Annotated in this window: 14 protein-coding genes; all 14 read left to right on the plus strand. The window is 57.9% G+C overall.

The genetic code is table 11. The features are described 5' to 3' along the window. The first annotated feature begins 4 nt into the window (after positions 1 to 4). The 14 genes from Q8N00_13150 (at position 5) to Q8N00_13215 (ending at position 13,575) form a co-directional block, all read left to right on the plus strand. Positions 5 to 1,741, plus strand: a complete 1,737-nt coding sequence (locus tag Q8N00_13150; GenBank protein MDP2383738.1) for a flagellar hook-basal body complex protein — start codon at positions 5 to 7, stop codon at positions 1,739 to 1,741. A gap of 311 nt (positions 1,742 to 2,052) precedes the next feature. Continuing rightward, complete coding sequence (locus Q8N00_13155) at positions 2,053 to 2,616, plus strand: flagellar basal body-associated FliL family protein (GenBank protein MDP2383739.1); 564 nt, start codon at positions 2,053 to 2,055, stop codon at positions 2,614 to 2,616. A 21-nt stretch (positions 2,617 to 2,637) separates the two neighbouring features. Further along, a complete protein-coding gene (gene fliM / locus Q8N00_13160; protein MDP2383740.1) occupies positions 2,638 to 3,612 on the plus strand; it encodes a flagellar motor switch protein FliM in 975 nt (324 codons plus the stop codon). Positions 3,613 to 3,641: 29 nt separating this feature from the next. Further along, the gene (gene fliN / locus Q8N00_13165; protein ID MDP2383741.1) at positions 3,642 to 3,998 is read left to right on the plus strand and encodes a flagellar motor switch protein FliN; all 357 of its coding nucleotides are present in this window, start codon (positions 3,642 to 3,644) and stop codon (positions 3,996 to 3,998) included. A 22-nt stretch (positions 3,999 to 4,020) separates the two neighbouring features. Further along, entirely contained in the window at positions 4,021 to 4,407 is a 387-nt protein-coding gene (locus Q8N00_13170) for a flagellar biosynthetic protein FliO (GenBank protein ID MDP2383742.1), read from the plus strand. Then, positions 4,394 to 5,176 carry a flagellar type III secretion system pore protein FliP gene (gene fliP / locus Q8N00_13175; GenBank protein MDP2383743.1) on the plus strand — a complete coding sequence of 261 codons (783 nt, stop codon included), beginning with the start codon at positions 4,394 to 4,396 and terminating at the stop codon, positions 5,174 to 5,176. The genes Q8N00_13170 and fliP overlap by 14 nt, the downstream gene beginning before the upstream one ends. A 98-nt stretch (positions 5,177 to 5,274) precedes the next feature. Then, complete coding sequence (gene fliQ / locus Q8N00_13180) at positions 5,275 to 5,544, plus strand: flagellar biosynthesis protein FliQ (protein MDP2383744.1); 270 nt, start codon at positions 5,275 to 5,277, stop codon at positions 5,542 to 5,544. Between the two features lie 25 nt (positions 5,545 to 5,569). Next, positions 5,570 to 6,352, plus strand: a complete 783-nt coding sequence (gene fliR, locus Q8N00_13185) for a flagellar biosynthetic protein FliR (GenBank protein ID MDP2383745.1) — start codon at positions 5,570 to 5,572, stop codon at positions 6,350 to 6,352. Beyond that, positions 6,345 to 7,433 (plus strand): flagellar biosynthesis protein FlhB, encoded by a 1,089-nt coding sequence (gene flhB, locus Q8N00_13190; protein MDP2383746.1) that lies wholly within the window; start codon positions 6,345 to 6,347, stop codon positions 7,431 to 7,433. Before fliR ends, flhB begins: the two co-directional genes overlap by 8 nt. Positions 7,434 to 7,445: 12 nt before the next feature. Further along, on the plus strand, positions 7,446 to 9,566 hold the full coding sequence (gene flhA, locus Q8N00_13195; GenBank protein MDP2383747.1) for a flagellar biosynthesis protein FlhA: 2,121 nt from the start codon (positions 7,446 to 7,448) through the stop codon (positions 9,564 to 9,566). 8 nt (positions 9,567 to 9,574) lie between these two features. Continuing rightward, positions 9,575 to 10,939, plus strand: a complete 1,365-nt coding sequence (gene flhF / locus Q8N00_13200) for a flagellar biosynthesis protein FlhF (protein ID MDP2383748.1) — start codon at positions 9,575 to 9,577, stop codon at positions 10,937 to 10,939. Positions 10,940 to 10,951: 12 nt separating this feature from the next. Then, positions 10,952 to 11,812, plus strand: coding sequence for a MinD/ParA family protein (locus Q8N00_13205; protein ID MDP2383749.1), 861 nt, complete (start codon positions 10,952 to 10,954; stop codon positions 11,810 to 11,812). 39 nt (positions 11,813 to 11,851) lie between these two features. Continuing rightward, entirely contained in the window at positions 11,852 to 12,604 is a 753-nt protein-coding gene (locus tag Q8N00_13210) for a FliA/WhiG family RNA polymerase sigma factor (GenBank protein MDP2383750.1), read from the plus strand. 203 nt (positions 12,605 to 12,807) lie between these two features. After that, positions 12,808 to 13,575, plus strand: a complete 768-nt coding sequence (locus tag Q8N00_13215) for a GGDEF domain-containing protein (protein ID MDP2383751.1) — start codon at positions 12,808 to 12,810, stop codon at positions 13,573 to 13,575. Positions 13,576 to 13,762: the final 187 nt, after the last annotated feature.

A 13,762-nucleotide genomic window follows, 5' to 3' on the forward strand; every position in this document is an offset into this window, starting at 1 on the left:
AACCATGGGTCTTTTGTCTTCATTGTTCGCCGGCGTCAGCGGACTCAACGCGAACGGTACCGCGTTGTCGGTGATCGGCAACAATATCGCCAATATGCAAACGGTCGGATTCAAATCGAGCAAAGCGACCTTTGCCGATCTGATCAGTTCGTCGATATCGGGCGGATCCGGCTCCGTCCAGACCGGCATCGGCGTCGCACTGACGTCGGTGCAAGGCAACTTCTCACAAGGGTCGTTGGCCACCTCGGCCAACGTCCTCGATATGGCGGTCGACGGCAACGGATTCTTTATTGTTCAAGATGCCCAGGGCGGCACCTTCTACAGTCGAGCAGGGTCGTTTCGTTTGGATAAGGACAACAACGTCGTCGATCCCAGCGGATACAAATTACGAGGGTTTCTGGCCGATACGACCGGGACGATCACCGGATCGATCGGCGATGTAGCTCTTCCCTCCACCACCGCCTCGCCGCGGGCGACGAACCTGGCGTTCCTCGCCGCCAATTTGAGCTCAGCAGCACCGCTGACGGGAGTGCGGGGGAATGTCGTCGGTTCCGCGGCGTCCGCCACCACCAGCGCTGTCGGCAATCTGTCACTCAATATCAATTTGAACGGCGACGGGGCCCAGACCGTGACCGTGGCTGCTGGTTTGACTGGTGCGGGTTTGGCCACGGCCATTCAAAATGCCGTGCGGACGCTGACGCCCACCGATCCCTTCCGGGGCGCGGCCTACTCGGGCTTTACTGCCGCGGTCAATGCGGCAGGGATTTTCACCTTCACGTCCGGACTTGCCGGAGTGACCAATAACAGTACCGCCAGCACAGGCGCGGTCGTCGTGACTGCCAACGGCGCAGACACCCTGGCCTCCAACCTCACGATGTTGACCGGAACTTCGACGACGGGCACGAATTTCGATATTGCCAATCCGACAGGGACCTCGAATTTCTCCAGCTCCATGACCGTGTACGATTCTCTTGGGAATGGACACCTGTTCACAACCTACTTTACCAAGACCGGGAATAATACCTGGAACTACAATGTGACCGCCAACAGCAACGACATCGCGACGGGCAATTATCATGCGGCCAACATGGATACGACGCTGGGGATCACGAGGGTCGGGGCGGGGACCCTGACGTTTGGAACCAACGGCACGCTGGACCGTGAGAGTGCGGCTCTCCGGTTCGATACGGGCACGGCTGCCGGTGCCGCAGGGACAGTGCCTGGACAGCTCCAGGTCGATTTTAGCGGGGCGACGTCCGATCAGCTGATCACCTATAACTACGGGACCAGCGTGACGACAGAGGGCGGTAACGGATTGGACGGCACCACGCAGTTCGGCTCTCAATCGTCGGTGGTTCAACTGACACAAGACGGTTATGCGGCCGGTTCTCTTCAGGCCTTTTCGGTCGATGGGAACGGGGTCATCAATGGACGGTTCTCCAACGGTCAGTTGCGAGCGCTGGCTCAAGTGGTCTTGGCACGCTTTCCTGACCCCCTTGGTTTGACCAGAACCGGGAACAATACCTTTGCGGAATCCGGCAACTCAGGTCAGCCGGTCACGGGCATACCGGAGAGTGCAGGATTGGGGAAATTGAAGTCCAATACGTTGGAACTGTCCAATGTGGACCTGGGTGAAAGTTTTATCGACATGATCGCCGCCCAACGTGGGTTCCAAGCCAACTCGCGCGTCATCACGACATCCGACGAGATCCTCCAAGAACTCGTCAATCTCAAGCGGTAGCCCGCTGTGAGGGGTGGGTCATGCGCCTCCCGCGCGTGACCCACCTCACGGGAGCCGTTCCTTCTCACTGGAGCCGATACCCTCGTCATCGATCTGTTGCCCGACTGATGTTTCCCTGTCAGGATTTTGACATCGTCAATCGACTGGCGTCCCGTCCTCTCTCCCTTTCAACGTCCTCTTCTCCGTTACGACGCATCGACTCATCTGGCGCGAGGTTCTACGCACGAGACGCGTCGAACTGAGCAAATCTCTTGTGGCATACACATTGCAGACTCCCTGTTCCAGACACCGTTGGACTAGAGGAGGATCTTATGTCAGATGCAGCAGCGGCTGAAGATGGGAAGGCTCCGGTGGTCGTCACCGCCGGGATCCCCATGAAAATGGTCATCATCATTGTTGTGGGGACTCTCGTGCTGGGCATCGGAGCGGCCTTCGCAATTTTCAAGATGACCTCTGGAGGGCATGGGAGCGACGAGGCGAAAACAGATGCTGGTGAGTCAAAAACCAGCGAACCGAAAGCCGAGAGTCACGGCGAGAGCGGGCATAAAGGAGAGGGGAAAGCCGGCGTGGCCAAGGGCGTCATGTTTGATGTGGACCCCTTCATCGTTAACTTGGCCGATACACAAGAGGTGAAGTACTTGAAGCTGACGGTGAAGCTGGAGATGGACAATCAGGAAGGGGCGGATGCCTTGACCGAACGCATCCCACAGGTACGCGATACGATTCTTGTACTGCTGACCAGCAAAGAATCTTCATCGATCCGCACGACCCAGGGGAAGTTTCAGCTGCGCGACGAAATTACGCAGCGGGTCAACAGTTTGCTCCCCAAGCCGGCCGTACATACGGTGTATTTCACAGACTTCGTCGTGCAATAGCCACAAGGACGATCGGGGCCTATGGAAAAAATCCTTTCGCAAGACGAAATCGATGCGCTCCTGAACGGGGTGGATTCCGGTGCCGTCGAATCCAAACCGCCGGAGGAGCCGGCTGCCGCATCGGGGGCCAAACAGTTCGATCTGTTCAATCAAGAACGGATCATTCGTGGGCGGATGCCGACGCTCGAGTTGATCAACGATCGGTTTATTCGCAGGCAAACGATTTCGTGGGGGGCGGCGCTGCATGACACGATTGAATTCGCCGTCGTCGGCACACAGATCACCAAGTTCGGCGAATTCCTCAAGAAGGTGCCGATGCCCTCCTCGATGAACGTCTTTCATATGGAGCCGCTTCGCAGTAACGGGCTCTTTGTGATGGACGCGTTCCTGGTCTATCTGATTGTCGATTACTTTTTCGGAGGGAAGGGTCAGACACACGTCAAACCGGAAGGCCGCGATTTTACTCCGATCCAATTGCGCGTCATCAAAAAGCTCGTCGAGCAGTCCTTCCTCGATCTCGAGAAAGCCTGGGAGGCGCTGATGACGGTCAAGATCCAGCATGTGCGCTCTGAAAGTAATCCCCAGTTTGCCATGGTGGTCTCCGCTTCCGAGATTGTGGCTGTGGTGACGCTGCAAGTGGTGATCGGCGAAACCGCCCGCGATATGTTTATCGTCTATCCCTATTCCATGCTCGAACCCATTAAAGAAAAACTCTATTCAGGACTGGTGTCCGATCATGTCGAGCAAGACGGCGGGTGGACGGGCCGGTTTCGAGAGCGATTACAAGAATGCGAGCTCAATGTCGCCGTCAGGCTCGGGACCGCTTCCGTCAAGGTGCAAGACGTGCTCAATTTTACGGCGGGAGATGTCATCGTCTTGGATCAACGTCCGGGCGATCCCTTGGATTGTTATGTCGAGGGATATCTGAAGTTTCAAGGAAGCCCCGGAGTATTCAAGGGGAACCATGCCTGCCGTATATCGAAGGTGATTGCGTAAGCGAGCCCTGTTGTTGAGGAGAACGATCTATGGCTGATACCGACGTTACAAAACCTGAATCTGGCACATCGTCCCCTCCGGTGGCTTCGTTTCCGCAGGTCGACAATGGTGGGGCTGTGCCGACTCAGAAGAATTTGGATTTCATCCTCGATATTCCCATGCAGGTGACCGTGCAGGTGGGGTCGACCAAGATGGCGATTCGCGAATTACTGCAGCTCGGGCAGGGGTCGGTGGTCGAACTCGAAAAACTTGCGGGCGAAGCCATGGAAGTGCTGGTCAATAACAAGCTGATTGCGCGCGGTGAAGTGGTGGTGGTGAACGAGAAATATGGCATCCGGTTGACCGATGTCATCAGCACGGTCGAACGGGTTCAGCAACTCGGCTAGGACGAGGGGAGACGGAGACGGCATGGTCGATTTCTGGGACAGTTTCCTGCGGATGGCGGCAGCCCTTGCGCTGGTCCTGGCTCTTATCGCCGGGCTGGTCGCGCTGGTCAGGCGATTCGGCGGCGCGCGACTGTTCACGCCTGTGACTGCGCCGATCGTGCAGGTGCTGGGGAGCGGTTACCTCGGTCCACGCAAGACGATTTCACTCGTATCGGTGGCAGGAGAGTTCCTGATTATCGGCGTCACCCCCACGGATCTGGTGTCGTTCGGGCGGATTACGGATCAGGAGCAGGTTCGAAAATTGTTGGCCCAGGCGACGGCTGCTCCGTCGAAGAATCTTTCCGTGTCCTCATTCGGCCTATCGGCGCAGATGGAGACGGACCTGAAAGGCGGCCATGCGATTGTGTAACGGCAGGCTGGCGCTACCGGCGCCTTCGATCTGTCTTTTCTTCGCCGCACTGATCTGCGGGCTCTCATTCGGGCTTGCGCAGGATGCCATAGGCGGGACCAACCCTTCTGTCACCATCGATCTGGGACAGACCGGTCCGAAGCAAACGGCCGTCGTCTTTCAAATCCTCGCGTTGTTGACGGTGTTGTCGCTCGCGCCGGCCTTCTTCATCATGGTCACCTCCTTCACCAGAATCGTGATCGTGCTCTCATTTCTCCGGCAGGCGTTGGGTACACAGCAAGTGCCCCCGAACCAGGTCCTGATCAGCCTGGCCCTGTTCCTGACCGTCTTTGTCATGGCGCCGGTGGGGCAGACAGTATACAGCCAGGCGGTCGAGCCGTTGCTGGCTGAAAAGATTTCGTACGAGGAAGCCTGGACGAAAGGCATTCAGCCGATTCGTGCCTTCATGCTGAGACAGGTTCGAGATAAGGACCTGGAGCTCTTCATCGACCTCGGTAAGATTCCGAAGCCGGAAACGGTGGATCAGGTTCCTCTTCATGTGGTGATTCCGGCATTTATTCTCAGCGAATTGAGAGTCTCGTTTCAGATCGGGTTCTTGATCTATATCCCCTTTCTCATTATCGACATGGTGGTGGCCAGCATTTTGATGGCCATGGGGATGATGATGTTGCCGCCGGTGATGATTTCGCTTCCGTTCAAACTAATTTTGTTTGTGTTGGCAGACGGCTGGTATCTCATCGTGGGATCGTTAGTCAAAAGTTTCCAATGAGCAGGCGAGAGGCCAGTCAGTCTGTAGTCCGTGAATTTTCCCATTGCCTCTAGCCACGAGCCTCGTGCCGTGAGCGAGATCCGAAAGGAGCGAGCGAGATGACTCCAGAGATGGTGACAGAGTTAGGTCGGCAGGCCTTAGAGACGACGTTGCTCGTGTCCGCGCCCTTCCTGGGGCTCAGCCTCGTCGTCGGGTTGGCGATCAGTGCTTTGCAAGCCATGACGCAGTTGAATGAAGCCACCTTAACGTTTGTGCCGAAGGTGTTGACCATATTCGGCGCGATCGTGGTGTTCATGCCCTGGGTGTTGGGCGTGATGACGACATTTATGACGGAGCTCTTCAGCAATATTCCGAATTACGTACATTGACGACGGGTATTGAACGAGCATGAATGTGACACAGCCACTCCATCTTCTGCTGCCTGAGTTTCAGTCATTTCTCGTCGTGGCCTCCCGTATCGGGGGCATCGTGGCGGCGATGCCGATGTTGAGCGGACGGACCGTTCCGCCTCGCATCAAAGTGGCGCTCGTGCTGATGTTGTCCCTGGCATTAGCGCCGGCGATGCATCTTCCGTCGGTTCCTCCGGACGCCCTTGCCATGACGGCAGGTCTCGTGAGCGAACTGATGATCGGCTTCGTCATCGGCATGGCGGTGAGATTGCTCTTTTCTGCGCTTGAGGTGGCCGGAGAAATTGTCGGAAGCCAGATGGGCTTCAGTATCGCGCAGCTCCTGGATCCGATGACCTTGCATTCCACGCCGATGGTCGGACAATTGTTTAGCATCGTCGCCTCATTGGTCTTTCTCTCGCTGAATGCTCACATGATGGTCGTGGCGGCTATCGTCTCAAGTTATGAGTCGATTCCTCCGTTCGGCGCACATCTCTCGCCCGCCGTCGGCGAGGAAGTGCTGCATCTGTCGCAGCATATGTTTCAAGTGGCCGTGCAGTTGGCTGGACCGGTCCTCGTGGCTGTCGCCCTCATTAATATCCTACTGGCCATGTTGGGACGGGCCGTGACACAGATCAATGTATTCGTGCTGAGTTTCCCATTGACCATCGCAGCCGGGCTCATGGTCTTGGGTTTGACGTTGCCGTTCATGGTGTCGTTGCTCGAACGGGAATTCATCGGATTACACGAGTCGATCACTGGTCTCTTGAGGCTCATGGGACATGGCTGACGATAAAGATAATAAAACAGAACCGGGGAGTGAAAAACGGAAAGCGGATGCCCGCTTGGAGGGGAACATCCCGATGAGCCGTGATGTGACCACGGCGGCCATGCAGCTTGCAGGAGTCGGGCTGCTATTTTTCCTGGTTCGCCCAGGCGTGCAACAGCTGACCGACGTCATTCGTCTGGGGTTGTCCCGGTCGTTCGATCGCGGGGTACAGGCGAGCCTCACGATCGATCATATTCACTCCTTGGTCGTGCAGGTCTGTATGTCGACCATCCTGTTGCTCCTTCCGGTCTTGGTCGGCCTTGCGATCACAGGGGTCGGCGCTTCGCTTGCGCAGACGGGATTCATGTGGAAAGCCTCATTTCCCTTCGACGCGTCGCGGTTGAATCCCATGTCTGGGTTTTCCCGTCTGGTGTCGTTCCGTTCGCTCTCGGAGTTGATCAAAGCGCTGCTTAAAATTTCGGTCATTGCCGCCATCGGTGTATTCGTCCTCCGAGGGGAAATGGGCAGGCTCCCGGAAATTGTGGAATATGACATCTGGGGGCTGCTGACCGTCATGGGATGGCTGACCTTGAAAGTCGCCGCCGCGGTGACCGGCGCGTTCGTTGTGGTGGCAGGAGCCGACTATTTCTATCAACGGTTTGAATGGGAGCGCTCGCTGCGTATGTCCCATGCCGAGGTGAAGGAAGAACATCGCAGTTCGGAAGGCGACCCGCAGATCAAGAGCCGGGTGCGGAGTATGCAGCGGGAGATGATGAAGAAACGCATGATGGCTGCAGTTCCGACCGCGGATGTCGTCGTGACCAACCCGACGCACTTGGCCGTCGCGCTGAAATACGATACTGCGAGGCCAGGCGCTCCCATTGTCGTGGCCAAAGGGGCGGGTTTTCTCGCTGAACGGATTCGGGAAGTGGCCAGGCAGCATGGCGTATCGGTAATCGAAAATAAGTTTGTGGCCCGTACCCTCTACAAACTCGTCGAGGTCGGCAAGGAGATTCCCGCCAATCTCTATCTGGCGGTCGCTGAAATTCTGGCATTTGTCTATCGCACTCGCGGGTTCACACCAAAACAAGAGCCCAGGTAAGGTCTAAATTATATGGCTGCTCAAACCTCGATTCAGGCAACGCCTCCGATCCTTTCACCGCAGTCGATCATCAAACACCCGGACATCATGTTGTCCTTGGGTGTGGTGTCGGTGATCATGGTCATGCTGTTGCCGCTGCCGAGATTTCTTCTCGACCTCCTCCTGGCCTTCAACATTACCGTGTCGGTCATCATCCTGCTCGTGGGCTTGCAAGTGCGGCGGCCGATCGAATTTTCGGCGTTTCCGTCCGTGTTGCTGATGGTCACGCTCCTTCGTCTCGCGCTGAATATCGCCTCGACCCGTCTCATCCTGCTCCATGGCAACGAAGGGGCCGGGGCGGCGGGAGAGGTGATCCGGGCGTTCGGAAACTTCGTGGTCGGCGGAAACTACACGGTCGGTCTCGTGATCTTCGCGATTTTGGTCATCATCAACTTTGTCGTCGTGACGAAGGGCGCCGGGCGCGTGGCTGAAGTGGCCGCGCGGTTCACGTTGGACGCGATGCCGGGCAAGCAGATGAGCATCGATGCGGATTTGAATGCCGGACTGATCAACGAGACGGAAGCACGGCGGCGGCGTCGTGAGATTGCCGAAGAGGCTGATTTCTACGGATCGATGGACGGCGCCAGCAAGTTTGTTCGTGGCGATGCCACGGCGGCGGTCATCATCGTGTTCGTGAACATTTTGGGCGGATTGACGATCGGCGTCTTGCAGCAGGGCATGAGTCCCGGTCTGGCTGCACAGACCTATACCCTGTTGACGGTAGGTGAAGGGCTGGTCGCACAGATCCCCGCGCTGATCGTGTCGACGGCGGCCGGCATCATTGTGACGCGCGCCGCGTCCGACGGCGACCTCGGCACCGATATTATGGGGCAAGTCCTGGTGTCGCCAAAAGCGGTGGGGACCGCCGCCGGCATTTTGCTGGCCCTCGGCCTGATTCCCGGCCTGCCCCACCTGGCATTCCTTGGTTTGGGCGGCGCGGCAGCCTATTTGGCCTACCGCCTCTCTCAACAGAACGAGCAGGCGACGACGTCCATGCCGGCCCCGGCTGCGGCTACGGCTGCAAAATCTGAAGAGGCGGCATCTCACGTCGCTCCCCTCGACTTGATGGAAGTCCAGGTGGGCTATGGCCTGATCGGTATGGTTGAAGGCACGCATGGGACTGCGCTGCTGGAGCGTATCAAAGGTTTGCGGAAACAGTTTGCCGAAACGATGGGCTTTCTCCTGCCGCCGATCCATATTCGCGACAACCTGCAACTCCGCCCCAACGAATATGCCGTCATGCTGAAGGGAGTGGAACTGTCCAAATCAGAGGTGCTGCCGTCGCACGTCCTGGCGATCGATCCAGGAACCGCTCAGCGTGGCGCCATCCAGGGTGTGGCGACCAAGGAACCGGCCTTCGGGTTGCCCGCATTATGGGTGCCGGAGTCGATGCGTGAGCAAGCACAATTGGCCGGTTATACCGTCGTCGATGCTAGCTCGGCCATCGCGACCCATCTGTCTGAAATCATCAAGCGTCATGGGCATGAATTGTTGGGACGGCAGGAGGTGCAAGCCCTGTTGGACGAGACTGCCAAGGCGCATCCCAGACTCGTTGAGGAGTTGATTCCCACGTTACTGCCGTTGGGTTCGGTGGTGCGCATTCTAGGAAACTTGCTGCGCGAAGGCATTCCAATCCGTGATTTGCGTTCCGTCCTTGAGGCGATTGCCGATCATGCGAGCTCGACGAAAGATCCTGAACTGCTGACGGAAATCGCGCGGCAGGCCTTATCACGGACCATTACACGCCAGCATCAAGCTCCGGACGGCACGTTGCCTGTCATCACCTTGGATCCGCGCTTAGATCGGTCGCTCAGTGAACAGGTCGCCGCGCTTCCGCAGGGGGGGCTGTTGAATTTGGATCCGAACACGTCTCAGAAGTTGTTGACGGCGTTGAAACAGGCGGCGGAACGGGTCGCGTCGCGTGGCCAGCAGCCGGTGGTGCTCTGCTCCCCGGTGTTGCGGCGCCATATCCGCCGCTTGACCGATCGGATTCTGCGTACGGTGCCGGTGTTGGGTCTCAATGAAATCGACGCGATGGTCCAGCTTCAATCGCTGGACACGATCAGGTTGGATGTCGAACTTCCACGATTGTGAGGTAAGCCATGAAGGTGAAGTTGTTTCATGCTGAAACCATGCACGAGGCCATCCGCGACATTAAGGCGGAGCTGGGGCCCGATGCGATCATCCTCTCGACCAAACGGGTGCGCCAGGGGAGCTTGCCCTTCGGACTATTTGGTAAACCGTTGTTGGAAGTGACGGCGGCGACCGATCGCGACGCGAAGGAGTTCGCGCCGATCCCTCAGCCGGCTATCCCGGTACCACGGCAGGTCGCGCGGCCGGTTCTGCCGACCCCTCCGGCGGCACCGGAGCCCGCTCCTCTGTTTCAGGACACCCTGAGCGCATTGCTGCTTCGCTCCGCCACGACCCAACCCCTCGCCCAGGCGGCCCCTGTGCCGTCACCGGTCGCGCCTCCGCTTCCGCCGGTGAAGTCGACGGAACGGGTCCATCGAGTGAAGCAGGACCTCCGAGAACTGCATCAACGCCTGACGACGTCGTTGCCCGATGATGCGCCGACGGAAGGCGCAGGATTTCCCGCTCCTATTGCACGGGCCTGCCGTCAGTTGATCGACCAAGGCCTGCGTCACGCCAGCGCCGAGCACCTCTGCCTGGCGCTTCGCCGCAGGCTTGCGTCGGAGACGACCCTGACAGATGGTGCGATTCAGGAGACACTGCATCGGCTCCTTGTGGAGGCCGTCCGGGGAAGTGGGCCGCTCTTGAGCCCCGGGGACAATTACAATGTCGCCATGTTTGTTGGCCCGAGCGGAGTCGGTAAGACCACGGCGATCGTGAAACTCGCCACACATTACCGTCTGGAGGAACACAAGTCAGTCGTATTGATCACCTTGGATACCTGCCGTACGGCTGCGGTTGAACATCTTCGCATGTATGCCGATGTGTTAGGCGTGACACTTGAGACTGCTCAGACCACGGCTGACGTGATGGATGGCATCCGCCGTCATCGCGAGGCGAATCTTATTCTCATCGATACCCCTGGGTTTGGCGTGAATGAGACGGCACGGCTGGCTCATCTTGGCGGGCTGAAAGACTCGTACGGCCCGATCGAGACACATCTCGTCCTCTCCGCCTGCACCAGGATGCAGGATCTCCGTCGCACGGTGGCGCGGTATGACGTCTGTGCGCCGACCCGGTTGCTCTTTACCAAGTTGGACGAGACAGCTGAATACGGAAATCTCTTCGAACTGGCCTACCAGACGACCTTGCCCCTCTCGTATTGGGGCATCGGTCAGCAAGTGCCGGAAGATCTCGAGCTGGCGCAACCGGGACGGTTGGCCGATCTGTTGCTCGAGCGTGGTTCTGCTCACGTCACATCACCAGGCCTCTCGTCACCCCGTGGATGCGACAGTCTCGCTTCCGTCGGCGGTACGACGCCACAACACGCGCAGTAGGGAGACTCCCGCATGAAGTATATGCTGAGCACAGAGGGCACCGCGAAACCGATGATCGACCGTGAAAGTTCATACACCCATGTGATTACGGTGACGAGTGGAAAGGGTGGGGTCGGGAAGACCAATATTGTGGCAAATCTTGCCGTGGCCTTGTCGCGAGCCGGCAAAGAAGTCCTAGTGCTGGATGCCGATTTAGGATTGGGTAATATCGATGTGCTTTTGGGGCTGGTGCCCCGCTATACGTTGGAACATGTGCTGGCCGGTTCCCACCACTTGTCCGATATCGTCATTCCCGGTCCCGCCGGCATCCAGGTGCTGCCGGCCAGCTCCGGCCTGCCGCAACTCACATCCTTAAGCGACGCGCAGCAACTGCTGCTGCAAAGCGAGCTGGAAGATGTGGCGAAAACGGTGGACGTGCTGTTGATCGATACCGGCGCAGGGATTTCTCCCAATGTGACCTATTTTGCCTCTGCGGCGCAGGAAACGGTCGTCGTCATTTCGCCGGAACCGACCTCCCTGACCGACGCCTATGCGCTCATCAAAGTTCTGTGGCGGCAGCATCGGGAACGCCGATTTAAAGTGTTGGTCAACATGGTGAAGAGTCAGCGCGACGCGACACAGACATTCCGGAAGCTCGATGCGGCCGCGGATCGTTTCCTGCATATCAATTTGGAGTACATGGGGTATATCCCGTTCGATGATTATCTGCCGATGGCGGTGCTTCAGCAGAAGGCGGTGACGGAATGCTTTCCTCATTCGCCCGCCAGCCGAGCGTTCGTCCAGCTTGCAGGGCAGATTGCTGAATGGCCTGTGCCTCAACTTCCGAAGAGTACCGTGCAGTTCTTGTGGCGCCAATTGATCCACACGGCCTAGAGGTAGGTCCATGGTGATACGAACACAGAAAGCATACTGATGATGAACAATATTGCGACACAACCAAGCCCAGCGGTCGGCCCCGCGCTCGAAGCGCAACGCGAACGGATCATTAAAGAGTTCGCGCATATCGTGAAAGCGATGGCCCATCGTCTGGCCTTCCGGCTGCCTGCCTATATGGATGCGGAAGACCTCGTGTCGGTCGGCGTCATTGGATTGATGGATGCGATGGACAAGTATGATCCCACTCGGGAGGCTAAGTTTAAAACCTATGCCGAGTTTCGCATTCGGGGGGCCATGCTGGATGAAATTCGTTCCATGGACTGGATCCCTCGCTCGGTGCATGAGCGGGTCTCGTTGTTACAACGCACGCATACCGAGTTGATGAACAGGCTTGGCCGGCCCCCGACGGATGAGGAAGTGGCGGCAGAATTAAAGATGACGCAAGCTGAACTCGACGAGTTTCTCTCGCGTGCTCGTGGCGCTGTCCTGGTGAGCCTGGACGACATTCAGGTCAACGAGCCGAACGGGCAGAAGATCCTCACGATGCTCGCCGACACGCACCAACCCGATGCCCTCGCGACGATTCTCGGTGAGCGGGAGCGGACGGCGGTGACGAATGCGATTCAGCAATTGCCGGAGAAGGAACGTCTCGTGCTCACGCTGTACTACTACGAAGAATTGACGATGAAGGAAATCGGCCGCATTCTAAAAGTCACGGAATCTCGCGTCTGTCAGATCCATACCAAAGCGGTCTTGCACCTCAAGGGAAGCCTGCACGTGCTGCAATGAGTGGCGGGATTCCGCTCCCCTGAGCCCGACGACAGGGACGTTCCTGCCGTGGCGGGGGCGTGGGGGAGCCGTGGAGCTCGTTTGGTGCTGCTGCTGCTCATTGTTCTGTATCCTTCGATCCTCAAGTCTTTCCTGCCATCAACCGAAACAGTCAGTGGTAATTCTCTCACATTGACTGGGTCCGGGAATTCGTGACGACCCGCATGACACATGAACTTGCATACATTGGATCTTTCTCTACGGCCGTGAATGCCATGATGTCAGGCGCGGGTGATGCCACGATGGCGCTGTCTCCTCTTCCAAGTCTCATCGGGCTCTGCCTGCTCTGTCTCCTGATCGTTGGAGGCCTGTGGTTCAGGGGGCTGCGGCCGCATGGATTTCGCCGAAGCGCGTCTAGGGACCGGGGCCCTGAGGTGGCGGCCTATGATTACGTGACAGGGCTACCCACCAGGCGATTATTCGAAACCTTACTCGAACAAGCGGTCGGGCGTGCTGCCAAAACCGGTCGCCCCCTCACGGTGCTCGTGGTGGAGCTGGAACATTTCCGGATGGTGGCAGAGAGTCAAGGCCAGGCCAATAGTAATGTGCTCGTGCGGGTGCAGGCTGCGAGGGTCAAGGGTGTGCTGCGCTCGATGGACACGGTTGCACGGCTGACGCCGGATCAATTCGCTGTGATCGCCGACAACCTCACGTCCCATCAAGAGGTTTCAGGGATTGTGGAGAAACTGCAGGCGACGGTCGGGTTACCGCTCACCTTGGACGGCCATGAGTTGTTCCTGACGTGCCGCATCGGCATCGCACGGTATCCGGATGATGCGACGGGACAGGAGGGCTTGATCGCACAGGCCCTGCAGGCCGTGAAGCATGCCAAGTCCCATGGGCAGGCCGTACGGTTTTCGTCGCCAGAGACCCATGCAAACGCTCATGAGCCTGCGCAAGCCGCGACCTCGTTCGCCGATCTTCTCCCGTAATCTTCCGAATTCCTGAGCGCCTCCCAATCTCAGAACAGGGTCTCCAGTACTCAGCACTCGAACCTCCCGGTACCTTCTTCTTGCCCTGTTCGACCAGCGATATTTTTCCTACTCAGGCAGCTTCTTCCTAGTTCGTTGTGTCCCTGCTCATTTTCCCCATTCGATCACCGGTCGAAAGCGAATGCCG

It is taken from the genome of Nitrospirota bacterium, from assembly GCA_030684575.1.
In the GTDB taxonomy this organism is placed as follows: Bacteria; Nitrospirota; Nitrospiria; order Nitrospirales; family Nitrospiraceae; genus Palsa-1315.